Origin of the sequence: Kitasatospora sp. NPDC101235, from assembly GCF_044767505.1 — a bacterium.
In the GTDB taxonomy this organism is placed as follows: domain Bacteria; phylum Actinomycetota; class Actinomycetes; order Streptomycetales; family Streptomycetaceae; genus Kitasatospora.
This window is the reverse complement of sequence record NZ_JBIWNZ010000009.1, coordinates 38,394-56,600: the sequence shown is the minus strand read 5'-3', so window position 1 is coordinate 56,600 and position 18,207 is coordinate 38,394. Positions and strand designations below refer to the sequence as shown.

Here is an 18,207-nt window from a genome sequence, read left to right as displayed (position 1 = left end):
GCGAGGGAGGGTTCCGGGAACGGCGGCACGGCCCCGGCTCAGCCGTCGTCCGCCAACTCCAGGTGCCGCCGCACCAGATGGTGCACGCAGGCCACCGCATGCGCCTCGGCGGCGGCCCGGGCGCCGGCCGCGTCGCCGGCCAGCACGGCGACCAGGATCTCCCGGTGCTGCTCGGCGAAGCGCTCCTGGTCCGGCCCGTGCGGGGCGGGCAGCCAGAGCAGCGGGCCGAGTTCGGCCTGGAGCCGGACGGCGAGCTGGGTGAGCCGCACCGACTGCGCGGCGACGGCGAGTTCGATGTGGAAGCGGGCGTCGGCACGGCGCTGCTCGGCGGGCCCGGCGGCGTCGCGCAGGTCGTGCACCAGCCGGGTGAGCCGGGGTCCGAGGTCGGCCGGGGCGCGTTCGGCGGCGAGCCGGGCGGCGGTGCCGAAGACGGCCAGTTCCTCGTCGCCGAGGTCGCGCAGGTCGACGGTGGCGAGGTCGCGCAGCCGGGCGAGCTGGAGGTGTTCGGAGCCCTCGGCGGGGGTGCGGACGAAGCTGCCGCCGTTGCGGCCGCGCCGGGTCTCGATCAGCCCGGCCTCCCGGAGCAGTGCGAGGGCCTCGCGGACGGTGCCGTTGGCGACGCCGAGCTGGTCGGCCAGGTCGTTCTCGCTGGGCAGCTGGTCCCCGTCGGCGACCAGTCCGAGGGCGATCGCCTCGGTGATCCGGCGGGCCACCGCGTCGGCGCGCCCGAGGTCGGCGAGCGGCGCGAGGACGGCGCTGAGCAGCGGGGTCGCACTGCCGATGGTCGTCACGGTGCCCCTCCTCGATCGCCGTCGCCGGATCACCGTCCGGCCGGATGTTTCCCGCAGGGTACCTCCCGGTCGAGCGCGCACTCTTGCCGCTAGAAACTCAATCTCGTATGTTTTCCCGCAACCTCGGCCCGAGCATCACCCCGCAGCGCTCCCCACGCATCACGACACGTTCCCAGGAGCAGGTCATGACCGATGCCAGTGCACGTGCCACCGTCCACTTCCAAGACCCGGACACCGAGCGGCTGGCCGCCCTCGGCTACACCTCCGAGTTCAAGCGCGACATGAGCCCCTGGGCGAACTTCTCGCTCGGCTTCACCTATCTCTCCCCCGTCGTTGGCGTGTACACACTCTTCGCCTCCTCGCTCCAGACCGCCGGACCGCCGATGGTCTGGAGCTTCCTGATCGCGGGCCTCGGCCAGCTGCTGGTGGCCCTGGTGTTCAGCGAGGTGGTCGCCCAGTTCCCGGTGGCCGGCGGGGTGTACCCGTGGGCGCGCCGGCTCTGGGGCCGCACCTGGGGCTGGATGACCGGCTGGGTCTACCTGCTGGCGCTGATGTCCACCATCGCGGCCGTCTCCTACGGCGCGGGCCCGTACGTGGCCGCCCTGCTGGGCGTCGAGCCGAGCACCGCGACGACCGTCTGGTGCGCCCTCGGCCTGCTGGCGCTCGCCACCGTGATCAACCTCGGCGGCACCCGGGTGCTGTCGGCGGCGGCCGTGTTCGGCTTCGCCGCCGAGCTGCTCGGCGCCCTGGCGGTCGGCGCCTGGCTGCTGCTGACGCACCGCTACCACGGCCTCGGCGTGCTCTTCGACCGGTTCGGCGCGGGCGGCGACGGCGACTACACCGACGCCTTCCTGGCCGCCGGGCTGATCGCGGTCTTCCTGTTCTTCGGCTTCGAGGCCTGCGGCGACGTCGCCGAGGAGGTGCCCGACCCGGGCCGGCAGATCCCCAAATCGATGCGGCGCACCATCTACGTCGGCGGCGCGGCGGCGATCGGGGTCAGCCTGGCCCTGGTGATGTCGATCCAGGACATCGGCGCGGTGGTCTCCGGCGACGACAGGGACCCGGTGGCCAAGGTGCTGCACGACGCCTTCGGCGCGGCCGGCGCCCGGGTGGTGATCGGCGTGGTGCTGATCTCCTTCCTGTCCTGCGTGCTGAGCCTCCAGGCGGCGGCGAGCCGGCTCGCGTACTCCTTCGCCCGGGACCGGATGATCGCGGGCAGCCGGCTGCTGGCCACCGTCTCGGACCGGCTGTGGGTGCCGCCGTACGCGCTGCTGCTCGCCGCGGCGCTGCCCGGCGTGATCATCGTGGGCGCCTCGGCGCTCTCCGAGGGCGCCCTCACGAAGATCATCTCCTTCTCCAGCATCGGCATCTACCTGGCCTTCCAGATGGTGGTGCTGGCCGCCCTGCGGGCCCGGCTGCGCGGCTGGCGCCCGAGCGGGGACTTCCGGCTCGGCCGCTGGGGCCTGGCGGTGAACACCGGCGCGCTGGTCTACGGCGTCGCCGCGATCGTCAACATCTGCTGGGGCCGCACCCCGGACGCCGCCTGGTACGACAACTACCTGGTGCTGCTCTCCGCGGTGGTGGTGCTCGCGGCCGGCGGCCTCTACCTCCTGCTGGCCCGCCCGCACCTGCGCGGCGACGCCCCCTCGGGCGACGCGACCACCGTGGCCGAGGCGACCGTGGCCGAGGCGACCGGGGAACGGGCATGACCGGGCTCCCGCTGGACGGCGTCCTGGTCGCCGACTTCGGCCGGGTCCTCGCCGCGCCCTACCTGACCATGCTGCTGGCCGACCTCGGCGCCGACGTGGTCAAGGTCGAGCAGCCCGGCACCGGCGACGACACCCGCGCCTGGGGCCCGCCGTACGCCCAGGGCGAAGCCACCTACTTCCTCTCCGTCAATCGCAACAAGCGCTCCCTCACCCTCGATCTTCGCGACCCGGCCGACCACGCCCGCGCCGTCGAACTCGTCCGCCGCGCCGACGTGCTGGTGGAGAACTTCCGCCCCGGCACGATGGCCCGCCACGGCCTGGGCCCGGACCGCGCCCAGGCCCTCAACCCGCGGCTGGTCTACTGCTCGATCACCGGCTTCGGCTCCGGCCGGGGCGCCGAACTGCCCGGCTACGACCTGCTGGTACAGGCCGTCGGCGGCCTGATGTCGGTGACCGGCCCGGCCCCCGGCGAACCGGTGAAGACCGGCGTCGCGCTGGTGGACGTGCTGACCGGGCTGCACGCGGCGGTCGGCGTACTGGCCGCGCTGCGCGAGCGGGAGGCCACCGGCCGGGGCCAGCTGGTGGAGCTGAACCTGCTCTCCACGCTGCTCTCCGGCCTGGTCAACCAATCCGCCGGCTACACCCTGGCCGGGGCCGTACCGGGCATCCTCGGCAACCGCCACCCGTCCATCGCCCCGTACGAGGTGTTCACCGCCGCCGACCGCCCGCTGGTCCTCGCGGTCGGCAATGACCGGCAGTTCGCCGCGCTCTGCCGGGGCGTGGGCGCCCCCGAGCTGGCCGGCGACCCGCGCTTCGCCACCAACTCCGACCGGGTCGCGCACGTGACCGCGCTGGCCCGCGAGCTCACCGCCCGGCTCGAACGCCGCACCGCCGCCGAGTGGTTCGCGGTGCTCACCCCGCTCGGCGTGCCCTGCGGTCCGGTCAACGACCTGGCCGAGGCCTTCGGCCTCGCCGACTCGCTCGGCCTGCACCCCCGGGCGCCACTGCCCGGCCCGGACGGCCGCCCGCTGGACCTGGTCGCCAACCCGATCGGCCTCTCCCGCACCCCGCCCCGCTACCACCTGCCCCCGCCCCGGCTCGGCGAGCACACCGCCGAACTGACCGCCTGGCTGGACGCCCCGTACGACAAGGACCCCGAGGACCACCCATGAGCACCCCGCAGAGCACCGGCACCGCCATGTCCGACCCGCTCGACCTGATCGACTTCGCCACCCTCCTCACCGACGAGGAGCGCGAGATCCAGGCCACCGTCGCCAGGTTCCTCGCCGACCGGGTCCGCCCGCACCTGCCCGAGTGGTTCGACAGCGCCCACTTCGCCCGCGAACTCGCCCCCGAACTCGGCGCCTTGGGCCTGCTCGGGATGCACCTGGAGGGCTACGGCTGCGCCGGCACCAACGCCGTCTCCTACGGCCTGGCCTGCCTCGAGCTGGAGGCCGCCGACTCCGGCTTCCGCAGCTTCGTCTCGGTCCAGGGCTCGCTCTCGATGTACTCGATCCACCGGTGGGGCTCAAAGGAGCAGAGGCAGGAGTGGCTGCCGAGGCTCGCCGCCGGAACCGCGATCGGCTGCTTCGGGCTCACCGAGCCGGACTTCGGCAGCAACCCGGCCGGGATGCGCACCCGCGCGGTGCGCGACGGCTCGGACTGGATCCTCGACGGCACCAAGACGTGGATCACCAACGGCGGCATCGCGGACGTCGCCACCGTCTGGGCGAACACCGAGGACGGCGTGCGCGGCTTCCTGGTGCCGCGCGGCACGCCCGGCTTCACCACCCACGACATCCGGCAGAAGCTGTCGCTGCGCGCCTCGGTCACCTCCGAGCTGCACCTGGACGGCGTCCGGCTGCCCGCCGAGGCGCAGCTGCCGGGGGCGAAGGGGCTGCGCGGGCCGCTGTCCTGCCTGAACGAGGCGCGGTTCGGCATCCTGTTCGGCGCGGTCGGCGCCGCCCGGGACTCGCTCCAGGCGGCCCTGCGGTACGCGGACGCGCGAATCCAGTTCGACCGGCCGATCAGCGGTTTCCAGCTGACCCAGCGCAAGTTCGCCGACATGGCGCTCGCGCTCGGCAACTCCGCGCTGCTGGCCGTCCACCTCGGCCGGCTCAAGGACGGCGGGCGGCTGCGCCCCGAGCAGGTCAGCGTCGGCAAGCTCAACAACGTGCGCGAGGCGCTGGCGATCGCCCGCGAGTGCCGCACCGTCCTCGGGGCCAACGGCATCTCGCTGGAGTACTCGCCGATCCGGCACGCCAACAACCTGGAGTCGGTGCTGACCTACGAGGGCACCAGCGAGATCCACACGCTGGTGGTCGGCCAGGCGCTCACCGGGCAGGCGGCGTACCGGTAGGACGGCACGCGCCGAGGCCCGCGTCCGGCTTGTCCAGAGCCGGGCGCGGGCCCTCCGTTCCCCAACCCGGTGCCGATGCCCGTGGCACCGGGTGGAGCCTCTCCGAGGGGTGCGGTCAGACCGCGACCGCCTCCTCCATCTCCTCCTCGGCCTCCCGCGGCGTCTCCACCGGGCGACGCCCGCGGCCCTCGTACACCGCCGCGGCCACCAGGGCCGCCCCGCCGAGCAGCAGCCAGACCAGCAGGGTCACGACGTGCCCGCCGAGGCCCGCGCCGCCGTCGAAGTACATGACGCTGCGCGCGCCCTCCAGGAAGCCGGCGCCGGTCCAGAAGCCGTGCAGGCCGCCGAAGAACCCGTTCTGCAGCTCGGGCCGGTAGATCCCCCCGGAGGAGGTGAAGTTCAGCATCACGAACAGCACCATCAGGGCCAGCGTGGTCCACTTCTTCAGGAAGCTGTGCAGGCCGATGCCGATCAGCACGATGCCCGCCGAGTAGAGCCAGCCGAGCGCCCAGATCGCGGCGTGGTCGTGGTCGACCACGTGGAAGACCGGCCCGGCGGTGACGATCCCGATCACGCTGACCACCAGCGAGACCGCCACCCCGGCCAGCGCCCGCACCTTCAGGCTCAGCGCCGCGCCGGCGGCACCGATCGCCGCGACGCTGGCGTAGGAGCCGATGCTCAGCGCGACCAGAAGGAAGAACAGGCCCTGCCCGGTCGGGTCGCCCTCGGCCGGGGTGGTCAGGTCGGTGACGTGCAGCGGCACGCCCTGTCGGTCGGTGACGTTGGTGAACACCGCCGTGGCGGCCACCACCGAGGTGTCCGAGTTCCCCTTGGCGACGATCAGCTCGGGGCTCCTGGCGTCCGGAACGAAGGCGCCCACGAGGTCCCGGTCACGCAGCTGCTGCTCGGCGGCGGCCCGGTCGTCCACGGTGCGGACGTCGAGCGCGTCGCCAGCCTTGCCCTGGATCGCCTGCGCCAGGCGCTGCGCCTGCGGCGTGGTGCCGACCACGGCCACCTTGAGGTGGTGCGGCTCGGGCTGGTGGAACGCGCCCTGGTAGGCGAGCGCCATGCCCAGGCACATCAGCAGCGGGGTGATCAGGTGGGCGGCCAGGTGCTTGAGCGAGTGCCCCAGGGTGGGCGCCGCGGCGGGGTTCCGGGGTGTGCTCATGGTGTTCGTACCGTCCTCCGGTGGTGTCTCTCCATGATCAAAGAAGGTGGGAAATGCAACCAATATGGATGGTGAATGCAACCTTCTATCGATGTAGCTTACAACTATCCGACACCGATCGAAAGCCGGGCCCCACCGGCCGGCGGCCCGGCTTCGACCGGACCGGCCGTCAGCCCAGCTCGAACACCCCGTACGAGAACCCGTCCGCCCGCAGCTCCCCGTCCGCCACCCGCACGCCCTGTGCCTCCAGCGGCCGGACGCCCTGCGCCCGCCGGACACCCTCCGGCAGGCCCGCGAGCCGTACGACCGCCGGCTCCCGACGCGGGTTGACCGCCACCAGGTACCGCCCGGCCCGGGTGTACACCAGCGGGTAGCCGGCGTTCCGGACCTCCACCTCGCCGACCGCGCCCAGCCCGGGGTGCGCCCGGCGCAGCGCGATCAGCCGCCGGACGGTGTGCAGCAGCGAGGTCGGGTCGGCGCGCTGGGAGAGCACGTCCGGGCGGTGCGGGTCCGGGTCCACCGGCAGGTACAGCCGCTCGGGCGGGGCGCCGGAGAAGCCGGCGGTGGGCCCGGGCGTCCACTGCATCGGGGTGCGCGAGCCGGCCCGGTTGAACCGCGGGCCGAGCACGCTGCCCTCGGTGTCGGGCAGGCCCGGCAGGTAGCGCATGCCGATCTCGTCGCCGTAGTAGACGGCCGGGAGGGTCGGCCAGGTGAGCAGGAAGGCGAAGGCGGGGGCGAGTTGCTCCGCGGTGCGCGGGCCGGTGGCCAGGCGGGAGAAGTCGTGGTTGGCAGTGGGCAGCACGATGTGCCCGCTGCCCTCGGTGAGTTCGGCGGCGGAGCGCCAGGCGTCCAGGAAGGGCTGCGGGGCGCCCCGGCCCTCGGCCTCGAAGTAGCAGGCCTCCTGGTGCCAGAACTCCTCGACCGTCCCGCCGTTGTTGTTCCAGAGTGAGCGCAGCGCAAGGCCGTCGTCCTCGCCTCCGAAGTGCAGGAAGAAGTCGGCGTGGAAGCCGGCCGCGACGGCCGCCGCCGGGTCGCCCCACTCGGCGAGCAGGACGGCCTCGGGGTGGGTGCGGTCCAGCCAGTCGCGCAGCTCGGTCCAGAGCTTGGCGGTCTCCACCTTGCCCGGGTCGTCCTTGACCAGCGAGTACGCCATGTCCACCCGGAAGCCGGACACCCCGAGGCCGAGCCAGTGCGCCATGATCGCGCGCAGTGCCGCCCGGTTGGCGCGCGGGCCCTCCGCGTCCACCGCCTGCCGCCATGGCTCCTCCGAACTGCCGCGCGCGTAGCCGAAGTTGAGCGCCGGCTGGAAGTCGAAGAAGTTCGGCCGGTACCAGCCGGGGCGGTTGCCGGGCGAGGCGACGAAGCCGTCCACCGCGCGGTCGGACCAGATGTACCGGTGGTCGGACGGGTCCTCGGCGGAGGCCAGGAACCAGGGGTGGCGGTCGGAGGTGTGCCCGGCCACCAGGTCCAGCAGGACCCGGATGCCCTTGCGGCGGGCGGCCTCGACCAGGACTGCGAGGTCCCCGGTGCTGCCGTAGCGCGGGGCGGGGGTGAGGTAGTCGGTGACGTCGTACCCGGCGTCGCGGAACGGCGAGGCGAAGCAGGGGTTGAGCCAGACGGTGTCGACGCCGAGCCAGGCGAGGTGGTCCAGGTGCTCGGCGATGCCGGCGAAGTCGCCGATGCCGTCGCCGTCGGAGTCGGCGAAGGTCTGCGGGTAGATCTGGTACAGCACGGCGTCGGCGAGCCAGTCGGGGCCGGGGCGGGTCGAGGTCATGGGCGGTTCCTCCTGCCGGGGTCCACAGGCCCGGGCCCGGCCGGGCGGGGCTGAGCCGGGACGGGCTCGGCCGGGGCCGAGCCGGATGCCCCCGATTCTCGTCCAATCCCGGCCGTCCCGACAGCCCACCTCGCCCCGCCGCCGCGTTCTTCACGGAGCCCGCACCCGCGGCGCCGCAGCGCAGGTCCCTACGCGGTCGGCGCCGCACAGGCCGCCGTGAACACCCGGGCCCGCCGGGTGATCTCCGCCCAGTCCCCCGCCGCGACCACGTCCGGCGGCACCACGTCCGTCCCCGCGCAGACCGCGAGCGCACCGTGCGCCAGGAACTCGGCGGCGTTGCCCGCGTTCACCCCGCCGGAGGCCACCAGCGGCACGTCGGGGTACGGGCCGCGCAGGTCCTTGAAGTAGCCGGGGCCGAACGCCCGGGCCGGGAAGATCTTGACGGCGGCGGCGCCGAGGTCCACCGCGTGTGCCACCTCGGTCGGGGTGAGCGCCCCGAGCACCACCGGCACCCCGTCGGCGGCCGCCGCCTCGGCGACCTCGGGACGGCAGCCGGGGGTGACCAGGAAGGAGGCCCCCGCCTCGACTGCGCGCCGCGCCTGCTCGGCGGTCAGCACCGTCCCGACCCCGACCCGCCGGCCGGACTTCGAGGCCTTGAGCAGATGTCCCGTCACATCGGGTGTGGTGTAGGTGAATTCGGTCAGGTTGATGCCGCCCTCGGCGAGTGCGGCGCAGAGCGCGGCGGCGTCCGGGATCCGGGGGGCGCGGACCACCGCGATCACCGGTTCGTCGCGCAGGACGGAGAGGTCGGTCGTGGCGGAGAGCTCGGTCATGGGGCCAGGGTCCCTCGGTCGGTTCGACGCAGGGCGCGCCCGGGCCGGGCGCCGGTGGTGCGACCCTGCCGGACGACGGCGGTGCCGTTGACGTACACGTACTCGATGCCCTCGGCGGGCAGCCGGGGGTGCTCGAAGGTGGCGGCGTCCCGGACCTTCTCGGGGTCGAGGAGCACCAGGTCGGCGTGGTGGCCGGGGGCGATCCGGCCGCGCCGGTCCAGCCCCAGCCGGGCGGCGGGGCGGCCGGTCATCCGGGCGATCGTCTCCTCCAGCGTCAGCACACCCAACTCCCGGCTGTAGTGCCCGAGGTAGCGCGGGAAGGTGCCCCAGGCCCGCGGGTGCGGCCGGGCGCCGACCAGCAGTCCGTCACTGCCGACGGTGTGCGCGCGGTGGCGCATGATCGCCCGGACGTTCTCCTCGTGCCCCACGTGCTGGAGGATCGTGGTGGCCAGCTCGTCCCGGCGCAGCAGGTCCAGGAACACCTCGGTGCCGGTCCGCTGCTCCTCGACGGCCAGCTCGGCGACGGTGCGGCCGACCGTCCCGGCGAGCGGGGCCGAGCGGACGCCCGAGATCTGGATCGTCGCCCAGTCGGTGACCACGCCGTGGCAGCCGTCGCTGCCCTTCTCCTCCACCTCGTACCGGATCTTCGCGCACTGCGCGGGGTCGGCGAGCCGCGCCAGCGTCGCGGCCGGGCCGCCCTCGGTGGCCCAACTCGGCAGCAGGGCGGCCAGGGTGGTGGAGCCGGGCAGGTAGGGGTAGCTGTCCAGGGTGAGGTCGACGCCGTCGGCGAGCGCCCGGTCGAGAAGCTCCAGCAGCTCGCCGGCCCGGCCCCGGTTGACGCCGAAGTTCATCGTGGCGTGGGTCAGGTGCAGCGCGCAGCCGCTCTGCCGGGAGATCTCCACCATCTCCGCGTAGCCCTCCAACGCCCCCGCGCCGTACGAGCGCTGGTGCGGCGCGTGGAAGCCGCCGTAGGCCGCGACGACGGTGCACAGCTCGACCAGCTCGGCGGTGTCCGCGTACATCCCGGGGGTGTAGCTGAGGCCGCTGGACATGCCGACCGCGCCGTCCAGCAGGCTCCTCGCCAGCACCTGCCGCATCCGGTCGAGTTCGGCCGGGGTGGGCGGACGGTTGGCCCAGCCCATGGCGAGCATCCGCAGCGTGCCGTGCGGGACGAGGTAGCAGGCGTTGACGGCGACACCGCTGCGGTCGATCCGGTCCAGGTAGCCGGCGACGTCCCGCCAGTCCCAGTCGAAGTCGCCCGGATCACCGTTCCAGCCCGCGAGTTGGCGGCGCAGCGCGGGCAGCGTGACATCGTCCACCGGGGCGTAGGACAGGCCGTCCTGGCCGAGGACCTCACAGGTGACGCCCTGGGTGACCTTGGCCGGGTGCTCGGGTTCGAGCAGCAGGGCGAGGTCGGAGTGGGCGTGCATGTCGATGAAGCCGGGGGTCAGCACCAGCCCGTCGGCGTCCACCGTCTCGGGCGCGTCGAGGCCCTCACCGATCTCGGCGATCAGGCCGTCGGCGATCCGGACGTCCGCCCGGTAGCGCTCCGCGCCCGTGCCGTCGACGACCGTCGCGCCCTTGAAGACCGTTCTCTCCCCGGGCATCAGAAGAACGTCCTGACCAGGCCGGTGACCTTCGGCTCGGCCGCGTCCGCGCAGTCCAGCACCGGGATCGCCGTCCACTTGTCGAAGGCCGTGCACGGGTGCGAGACCCCCAGCCGCAGCACGGCGCCGATCGGCGCCAGGTCGCCCGCGTCGCGCAGGAAGGCGTGCTGGTCGTTGAGCGCGGTGATCCGGGCCGCCGTTCCAGTCAACTCTGCTCCGCCGCGCACCTGTTGCGGTTCGGGAAGGCCCTCGTCGAAGGGCAGGTCGCGCTTGCCCGCGTCCAGCAGCGCGAGCTGCGGCTCGGGCCGGGAGACCACCCGGGCCCAGCCGTGCAGCGCGCCCCGGAACGGCGTCTGTCCGCCGTCCCGGGCGAGCGGCGAGATGCCCCGGTAGAAGCCGTCGTCGTGGGCGATGTACGCACCCGAGCGCAGCACCACGAACGCCTCCGGCAGGTTCGCCAGCTCCTCGGCCACCAGGTCGAAGTAGGCGCTGCCGCCGGCCGAGACCACCGGCCGGGTGCCGTCCGGGTAGGCGCCCGCCAGCCGGCCGTGCAGGTCACCGAGCGCCCGAAGGTAGCCGCGGACGGAGGCCAGCGCCTCGGCCGAGGCGTCGTGCGCGAGCGCGCCCTCGTACCCGCCGACGCCGGCCAGGCGCAGGGTGGGGGCGCGCAGCACGGCGGCGGCGACCTCGACGGCGGCGTCCACGCCGCGGGCGCCGGTCCGTCCGCCGGGGCCTCCGAGTTCGACCAGCACCTCGACCGGCCGTTCGGCCCCGGCGGCGCGCAGCGCCTCGTCCATCAGCCGCACGCTCTCGGTGGAGTCGACCCAGGAGAGGAAGGCGAAGTCCGGGTCGGCGGCGAGTTCGTCGGCGAGCCAGGCCAGTCCGGCCGGGTCGAGCAGGGTGTTGGCGAGCAGGATGCGCTGGACCCCGAAGGCCCGGGCGACCCGCACCTGGGGCAGGTTGGCGAGGGTGATGCCGTGGCTGCCGGCGTCGAGCTGTGCCTGCCAGAGGGCGGGCGCCATGGTGGTCTTGCCGTGCGGGGCGAGCGCGACGCCGGCCTTGGCACACCAGTCGGCCATGGTGCGGACGTTGTGCTCGAGGGCGGCGCCGTCGAGGGTGAGCAGCGGGGTGCCGAGCGAGGAGAGGGTGGGGCCGGTGGCGAGCCACTCCCGGGTGCTGCGGCCCCACGACTGCGGCGGAGCGGCTTTGAACCGCCAGTCGAGCGGCTCGTCGGCCAGGGCGGCCACCGCGCCGCGGGCGATGCCCGGCCCGGTGCCACTGCTTGCGAAGGTCTGCTCCACCACCGTGTCCCTCCATCCGCACAGGTTGCAACATGTGCAACGCGGGTTGCACATGCTGGCAACACGGTTCTAGCATCGGCGCCGGATCACGGTCAACGGACCTGACTCCCGGTCAACGGGGTCGGCTCGTGCGCAAACGCTCATGCGCAACGGTGCCGACCCGGTGGGCCCGCTCTCGACGGAACGGCCGCAGACGAGGAGCCCCACACATGCCGCGACAGGACACCCAGGGCCCGACCCGCCCCGGCCCTCCCCCGACGGCCGTGTGCGTGGGCGAGTCGATGGCCGTCCTGCTGCCGGACCGTCCGGGGCCGCTGGAATCGGTGGAGAGCTTCCGGCTCTCCGTCGGCGGCGCGGAGTCCAACGTGGCGGGCGCACTGGCCGCCCACGGCGTGCCGACCGCCTGGATCAGCCGGGTCGGCGACGACGGCTTCGGCCGCCGGCTGCTCGCCGAGGTCGCCGCCCGCGGCGTGGACGTCTCGGCGGTCGCGGTCGACCCGCACCGACCGACCGGCCTCTACCTCAAGGAGGTCGGCGGCACCACCGGCGACCGCCACGACCTCGGCCCCGGCCGCAGCCGGCTGCACTACCACCGGCGCGGCTCCGCGGCCGCCGCGCTCTCCCCCGACCTGCTCGCCGACCCGACCGCCGCCGCACTGCTGTCCGGCGCCCGGCTGCTGCACCTGTCCGGCATCACCGCCGCACTCTCCGATGACTGCCTGGCCCTGCTGCGCGCCCTGCTCACCGACCGCCGACCGAACCGGCTCGTCAGCTTCGACCTCAACTGGCGCCCCTCGCTCTGGCGCGACCGCGACCCGGCCGTGCTGCCACCCCTGCTGGACACCGCCGACCTGCTGCTGCTCGGCGCCGACGAGGCCGAGGCCGCCTTCGGCACCGGCGACCCTGCCACCCTGCGCCGCCGCTTCCCCGCCCCGGCCACCGTCGTGGTCAAGGACGCCGCCAGGCAGGTGACCGCTCTGGACCGGGACGGTACGGCGGTCACCGAGCCGGCCCTTGCGGTCGAGGTGGTCGAGGCCACCGGCGCGGGCGACGCCTTCGCGGCCGGTTACCTGGCCGGCACCGTCCGGGGCCTGGACCAGCGGCGCCGGCTGCGGCTCGGCCACCTGAGCGCCGCCTGCGCGCTGACTGCCCACGGCGACCAGGCCGAGCTGCCGGACGCCGCCGTGGTGGCCGCCCTGCTCGACGCCTCCCCCGCCGAGTGGGCCGCGACCCGGGTCACCGCGGAGGGCATCACCGGCCCGACCCTGCCCACCGGCCGCGTACGCCCGGCCGACCGGGCCCCGTCCGCCGACCGGGCGCCGTCCGCCGACCGGGCCCGGGCACAATGAGCAGGAACCCCAGCCCTCGAAGCGGAGCACGATGAGTCAGACCGTCACCCGCGCCCTGCGCATCCTCGCCGAGCTCGGCGAGGGCGAGCGCTCCCTCGACCAGCTCGCCGAGGTACTCGGCGTCCACAAGACCACCGTGCTCCGCCTGCTCCAGAGCCTCGAAGAGGAACGATTCGTCTATCGCGACGCGACCTACCGCTACCACCTGGGCGCCGGCCTCTTCGCGCTCTCCGGCCTGGCCCTGGAGCAGCGCGGCGTGCGCCGGATCGCCGCCCCGCACCTGGCCGAGCTGAACGCCACGACCGGTCAGACCGTGCACCTGGCCGCGTACGAGGGCGGCGAGGTGGTCTACATCGACAAGTTCGACTCCCGCCATCCGGTGCGGATGTACTCCCGGATCGGCCTGCGCGCCGCCCTGCACAGCGCCGCCGTCTCCAAGGTGCTGCTGGCCGACCTGCCACTGCCCGAACGGCGCCGGGTGGTGGCCGGGATCGACTTCACCCCGCACACCGAACGCACCCTGACCACCCCCGAGGCGCTGCTCGCCGAGCTGGAGAAGGTCGCCGTCCAGGGCTGGGCACAGGACCACGCCGAGCACGAGGCCTTCATCAACTGTGTGGCCGCGCCCGTCCGGGACGCCAGCGGCCGCGTGGTCGCCGCCGCGTCGATCTCCGTCCCCGACGTGGTCCTGCCCTACGAGCAGGTGCTGGACCTGCTCCCGCAGCTGCTCGCCACCACCCGCGCCGTGTCGGCCGACTGCGGCCGCCCCGACCACAACTGACGAACCGTCGAAGACACCAAGGAGCCCCATGTCCTCCGAGCATCCCCAGGCCGGCGAGAAGGCCGAGATCCGCACCGACGGCGCCCCCGCCCCCGCCTGGATGTTCTCCCAGGGCGTCCGCAAGGGCCCGATCCTCCAGGTCTCCGGCCAGGGCCCGCAGGACCCGGACACCGGCGAGTACCTGCACCACGGCGACGTGAAGGCGCAGACCCGCCGCACCCTGGAGAACGTCAAGGCCATCGTCGAGGCCGGCGGCGCCACCATCGAGGACGTGGTGATGTTCCGCGTCTACCTCACCAAGCGCGCCGACTTCCCCCTGATGAACGAGGTCTACGCCGAGTTCATCGAGGAGAACATCAAGCCCGGCGGCGTGAAGCCGTGCCGCACCACCGTCTTCGTCGAGCTGCCGCAGGAGCCGATGCTGGTCGAGATCGACGCGCAGGCCGTCATCGGCTGACGCACCGCCGCACCGAAGGGCCCGGACGCCACTCGCGCGTCCGGGCCCTTCCGCCCGTCCGGACGCCTGCTTGCCACGCCCCCACCCCCGCATTAGGTTAGGCTCACCTAACTTACTGGAGGTCCGCCCATGAGCCTGCCCACCGGCGACACCGAGGTCCCCGAGCCCACCACCGCCGAACGGACCCACAGCCTGCTCGGCACGACCTCCTCGCTCACCGTCCGCGCCCTGGGCGAGCACCACCACCTGGACACCCCGGTCTCCGTGCACGGCTCCCGGCTGCGGCTGCGCACCGCCCTGGACGATCCGCTCACCGCGGCCGCCGCCGGTGCCACCGACGGCCTCGCCGTCGTCATCGACGTCACCGACGTCTCCCCCGTCGCCGTCCGCGACCGGGTCCGCGCCCGCCTCACCCTGGCCGGCCGGCTGCACCTGGCCCACCTCGCCGACGACGGCCTCGGCGTACACCTGCGGGTGGACGTCGCCCACGCCGTCCTCGCCACCCCGTACGGCACCGGCGCGGTCACCGCCGACGACCTCGCCCTCGCCGCCCCCGACCCGCTGGCCCGGCACGAGGCCGCGCTGCTCACCCACCTCGCCGACGACCACGCCGAGGCGCTCGACGTCCTCACCCGGCTGCTCGACCCGGCCGTGCTCGCCCACGAGCCGGAGGTCCGCCCGCTCGCGCTGGACCGCCACGGCCTGGTGCTGCGCCTGGACCACCCGCACGGCCACCGCGACGTCCGCCTGGTCTTTCCCGAACCGGCCCGGGACACCGACGACTTCGGCCACCGGATGCACGAGCTGCTGGCCGCCGCCCAGCACGGCCTGCCGGTCCACCGGCACTGACTCCCGCTCGAACGAAGCAGCCGGCCCGGCTCCACGAGGAGGTCCTCATGAAGCCGGGCCGGCCTGGGCGTGTCCCGCGCCCATGTCCACTGTGCGGCGATCACCCGGTCGAGCGGTCACCCGACATGACCATCCCGGAGGATCGATTCGCCCCGCAGCAGCGGTGGTTCCTGAAACCTTCGGGGCTCAGGGCCCCGCGAAGTCGGAGTGCCTCGGGCTCAGAGCGCGACGCCGTGCGCGCGCAGGTAGGCGACCGGGTTGATGTCCGAGCCGTACTCCGAGCCGTTGCGGATCTCGAAGTGCAGGTGCGGGCCGGTCACGTTGCCCGTGGCGCCGGAGAGGCCGATCTGCTGGCCGACGGTGACGGCCTGACCGATCTTCACACCGATCGAGGAGAGGTGCGCGTACTCGGCGTAGTGGCCGTCGGCGAGCTTGATCTCGACCTGGTTGCCGTAGGCGCCGCCGTTGCCGGCCTTGACCACGACACCGTTGGCGACGGCGCGCAGCGGGGTGCCGGTGGAGGCGATGAAGTCCTGGCCGGTGTGGTGGCCGGAGGCCCACATCGAACCGGCCACGCCGTAGGCGGTGCCCAGCTTCGGGCTGGCCAGCGGGGCGACGAAGCCGGAGGTGGCCGCGGCGACCGGAGTGGCGGTCACGACCTGGGCCGGGGTGGCGACCTGCAGCTGGGTCTGGAGCTGCGCGGACGGCTTGGCGGCCTCGGTCTTCACCTGGACCTGGGCCTGCGGCGTGGCGGCCTGGGTCGCCGGGGCCGCCGGCTTGGCCGGGGCGGCGGGCTTCGCCGGAGCAGCGTCGGCGGACGGCGCGGCGGCGTGGCCCGGCAGCGCGAGCTGCTGACCCGGGAAGATCAGGTTCGGGTTGGCACCGAGGACCGAGCGGTTCTGCTCGTACAGCGCGTGCCAGCCGCCCTCGACGTTCTTGGCGTCGGCGATCTTGGACAGGGTGTCGCCGCTGACGACGCGGTAGCTCTCCTGCGCGGCCTGGGCGGCCGGATCAGCGGCCTGCTTGGCGTCGGTGGAGGCGGCGGCCTGCGCGACCGGGGCGGCCGGAACGATGTGGGCCTGGGCGCTGACCGCGGTCACGAGCGGGAGGACGAAGGAGACGCCGGTGACGGCGGTGGCGATGCCGATGCGGGCAGCGCGGGGCAGGGCGATACGACGGGCCTGAGCAGGCATGGGGTTTTCCTCTCCGACGCCTGCGAGGTGAGCTGTCGGGTTCGGGCTGGAGTTGCCCGGCCGCATGCGCGGCTTCACCCCGAGCCGGTCCTGGACACCCGCGCCCTGAGGCGCGAACTCCGGTCCGGCGACTTACCTGTGGGTCCCCCACTCCTGCCGTACAGAGTTCGTCTCGAACCACCGGGCAGCGGCAGGACTCGGCGTTCCACCCGGTGGATCCGTCCGGACTGGCCGGGCGGTCGCTGAACTAAAACCCATCCGTTCGGGTGAAGCAATGTCGATCTCTTGAAACGGCAACGATCCCCCCGGACGCGGTGACACTCCGCAGGCCGCACCCCACGGTACGTACACAACCCATTCACCCCCCGCCACTGATCCACGACCCTGCGCCGAGATCCGCGACGCAGCGCACCCGCCCGTTCACGCACCGCCCTCGGCCAACACACCCACCGGTGACCCTTGTCACGTGCGCCCCCGCAGCGCAGGATTCGCCCGTGGCCACCTCCGAGGCCGGCACCCTGCGCCTGGGCACCGCGCAGGGACGCTGGGTACTACTGGCGACGGTGCTCGGCTCCAGCATGGCGATGCTCGACGGCACCGTGGTGAACGTCGCCCTGCCCCGGATCGGCGCCGACCTCGGCGCCTCCCTGGCGTCCCTGCAATGGACGCTGAACGCCTATCTGCTCACCCTGGCGGGCCTGATCCTGCTCGGCGGCGCGCTCGGCGACCGGTACGGGCGGCGCAAGGTCTTCCTGATCGGCGTGGTCTGGTTCGCCGTCGCCTCCGCGGCCTGCGCCGTCGCACCGGACATCCACGTGCTGATCGCCGCCCGCGCCGTCCAGGGCATCGGCGGGGCACTGCTCACCCCCGGCTCGCTCGCCATGCTCCAGGCGGTCTTCCACCCTGACGACCGCTCGACGGCGGTCGGCCTCTGGTCCGGCTTCGGCGGGGTGTCGGCCGCGGTCGGCCCCTTCCTCGGCGGCTGGCTGGTGGACGGTCCCGGCTGGCGCTGGATCTTCCTGCTGAACCTGCCGCTCGCCGCCGCCGTCATCGCGGTCACCACCCGCTCGGTGCCGGAGAGCCGGGACAAGGACGCCTCCGGCCGCTTCGACGTGCTCGGTGCCGTGCTCGCCGCCCTCGCCCTCGGCGCGATCACCTACGCACTGACCGCGGCCGGCGAGGGCCTGTCCCCCGCCGTCTGGGTCAGCGGGGTGATCGGGGTGGCGCTCGGCGTCGCCTTCGTGGCCGTCGAGCGCCGCGCGCCCGAGCCGATGCTGCCGCTCGGGCTGTTCTCCTCACGGCTGTTCACCGCGGTGAACCTGGTCACCCTGTGCGTGTACGCGGCGTTCAGCGGCGTCTTCTTCCTGCTGGTGGTGCAGCTCCAGATCGTGTCCGGGTTCTCACCGCTGGTCTCGGGCTTCGCGCTGGTGCCGATCACCGTGCTGATGCTGCTGCTGTCCGCGCGCGCCGGACGACTCGGCAAACGGATCGGCCCGCGCATCCCGCTCACCGTCGGTCCCGTGCTGTGCGCCGCCGGGGTCCTGCTGATGCTGCGCATCGGCCCCGACTCCTCGTACTGGGTGGACGTGCTGCCCGCCGTCACGGTGCTGGGCTGCGGAATGACCCTGCTGGTCGCACCGCTGACGGCGACCGTGCTGGCCGCCGTCGAGGTCCGGCACGCGGGCATCGCCAGCGGGGTCAACAACGCCGCCGCCCGCGCGGCCGGCCTGCTCGCGGTGGCCGCCCTGCCGACGCTGGCCGGGCTGAGCGGCGACGCCTACCGGGTGCCCGCCTCGGTCGACTCCGCCTTCCACACCGCGATGCTGATCTGCGCGGGCCTGCTGGTCGCCGGCGGGCTGATCGCCTTCGCGACCGTACGGGGCAATGTGCTCGCCCCCGAGGAGCAAGCGGTGGCCGAGCCGAACTGCGACTGGCCGTGCGGCACCACCACCCCGCCGTTCGACCCGGGCCACGTCCCCACGACGCGCGAGGGCCCCGCCACCGGTCCGGCGGCAGGGCCCACGACTCAGAACTGA

General features: G+C 73.9%; 15 protein-coding genes and 1 riboswitch. Of the genes, 8 read left to right on the top strand and 7 right to left on the bottom strand.

Features of this window, described 5'->3' with window-relative positions; all coding sequences use genetic code 11:
* Positions 1-38: 38 nt before the first annotated feature.
* A complete protein-coding gene (locus tag ACIRRH_RS17195; RefSeq protein ID WP_363393413.1) occupies positions 39-791 on the bottom strand; it encodes an FCD domain-containing protein in 753 nt (250 codons plus the stop codon).
* Between the two features lie 185 nt (positions 792-976).
* Here ACIRRH_RS17195 and ACIRRH_RS17190 point away from each other — a divergent pair, with 185 nt between their 5' ends.
* From ACIRRH_RS17190 to ACIRRH_RS17180, 3 genes are read left to right on the top strand one after another with little or no spacing between them, the layout of a single operon-like run.
* Positions 977-2,500 (top strand): APC family permease, encoded by a 1,524-nt coding sequence (locus ACIRRH_RS17190; RefSeq protein WP_403067516.1) that lies wholly within the window; start codon positions 977-979, stop codon positions 2,498-2,500.
* Positions 2,497-3,672 (top strand): CaiB/BaiF CoA transferase family protein, encoded by a 1,176-nt coding sequence (locus tag ACIRRH_RS17185; RefSeq protein WP_403067514.1) that lies wholly within the window; start codon positions 2,497-2,499, stop codon positions 3,670-3,672. Before ACIRRH_RS17190 ends, ACIRRH_RS17185 begins: the two co-directional genes overlap by 4 nt.
* A complete protein-coding gene (locus ACIRRH_RS17180) occupies positions 3,669-4,859 on the top strand; it encodes an acyl-CoA dehydrogenase family protein (protein ID WP_403067512.1) in 1,191 nt (396 codons plus the stop codon). The genes ACIRRH_RS17185 and ACIRRH_RS17180 overlap by 4 nt, the downstream gene beginning before the upstream one ends.
* A gap of 115 nt (positions 4,860-4,974) precedes the next feature.
* Here ACIRRH_RS17180 and ACIRRH_RS17175 read toward each other — a convergent pair whose 3' ends face one another.
* The 5 genes from ACIRRH_RS17175 to ACIRRH_RS17155 form a co-directional block, all read right to left on the bottom strand.
* A complete protein-coding gene (locus tag ACIRRH_RS17175) occupies positions 4,975-6,027 on the bottom strand; it encodes a hypothetical protein (protein ID WP_403067510.1) in 1,053 nt (350 codons plus the stop codon).
* A 169-nt stretch (positions 6,028-6,196) separates the two neighbouring features.
* Complete coding sequence (locus ACIRRH_RS17170) at positions 6,197-7,801, bottom strand: alpha-amylase family glycosyl hydrolase (RefSeq protein ID WP_403067508.1); 1,605 nt, start codon at positions 7,799-7,801, stop codon at positions 6,197-6,199.
* 188 nt (positions 7,802-7,989) lie between these two features.
* On the bottom strand, positions 7,990-8,634 hold the full coding sequence (locus ACIRRH_RS17165; RefSeq protein WP_403067506.1) for a bifunctional 4-hydroxy-2-oxoglutarate aldolase/2-dehydro-3-deoxy-phosphogluconate aldolase: 645 nt from the start codon (positions 8,632-8,634) through the stop codon (positions 7,990-7,992).
* Positions 8,631-10,241, bottom strand: a complete 1,611-nt coding sequence (locus ACIRRH_RS17160) for an amidohydrolase family protein (RefSeq protein ID WP_403067504.1) — start codon at positions 10,239-10,241, stop codon at positions 8,631-8,633. The genes ACIRRH_RS17165 and ACIRRH_RS17160 overlap by 4 nt, the downstream gene beginning before the upstream one ends.
* Entirely contained in the window at positions 10,241-11,545 is a 1,305-nt protein-coding gene (locus ACIRRH_RS17155; protein ID WP_403067502.1) for an alanine racemase, read from the bottom strand. Before ACIRRH_RS17155 ends, ACIRRH_RS17160 begins: the two co-directional genes overlap by 1 nt.
* Positions 11,546-11,751: 206 nt before the next feature.
* Between ACIRRH_RS17155 and ACIRRH_RS17150 the strand changes: the two genes are divergently transcribed.
* The 4 genes from ACIRRH_RS17150 (at position 11,752) to ACIRRH_RS17135 (ending at position 14,978) form a co-directional block, all read left to right on the top strand.
* Positions 11,752-12,891 (top strand): sugar kinase, encoded by a 1,140-nt coding sequence (locus tag ACIRRH_RS17150; RefSeq protein ID WP_403067500.1) that lies wholly within the window; start codon positions 11,752-11,754, stop codon positions 12,889-12,891.
* 31 nt (positions 12,892-12,922) lie between these two features.
* The gene (locus tag ACIRRH_RS17145) at positions 12,923-13,672 is read left to right on the top strand and encodes an IclR family transcriptional regulator (protein WP_224283450.1); all 750 of its coding nucleotides are present in this window, start codon (positions 12,923-12,925) and stop codon (positions 13,670-13,672) included.
* A gap of 28 nt (positions 13,673-13,700) precedes the next feature.
* Positions 13,701-14,129 carry a RidA family protein gene (locus ACIRRH_RS17140; protein WP_403067498.1) on the top strand — a complete coding sequence of 143 codons (429 nt, stop codon included), beginning with the start codon at positions 13,701-13,703 and terminating at the stop codon, positions 14,127-14,129.
* A 129-nt stretch (positions 14,130-14,258) separates the two neighbouring features.
* The gene (locus tag ACIRRH_RS17135) at positions 14,259-14,978 is read left to right on the top strand and encodes a DUF2470 domain-containing protein (RefSeq protein WP_403067496.1); all 720 of its coding nucleotides are present in this window, start codon (positions 14,259-14,261) and stop codon (positions 14,976-14,978) included.
* A 218-nt stretch (positions 14,979-15,196) separates the two neighbouring features.
* Here the strand turns inward: ACIRRH_RS17135 and ACIRRH_RS17130 are convergent, their stop codons facing one another.
* A complete protein-coding gene (locus tag ACIRRH_RS17130) occupies positions 15,197-16,171 on the bottom strand; it encodes a peptidoglycan DD-metalloendopeptidase family protein (RefSeq protein ID WP_403067494.1) in 975 nt (324 codons plus the stop codon).
* Between the two features lie 4 nt (positions 16,172-16,175).
* Positions 16,176-16,311: riboswitch (cyclic di-AMP (ydaO/yuaA leader) on the bottom strand.
* A 354-nt stretch (positions 16,312-16,665) separates the two neighbouring features.
* On the opposite strand from ACIRRH_RS17130, the gene ACIRRH_RS17125 reads away from it, so the two are divergent.
* A complete protein-coding gene (locus ACIRRH_RS17125) occupies positions 16,666-18,207 on the top strand; it encodes an MFS transporter (RefSeq protein ID WP_403067492.1) in 1,542 nt (513 codons plus the stop codon).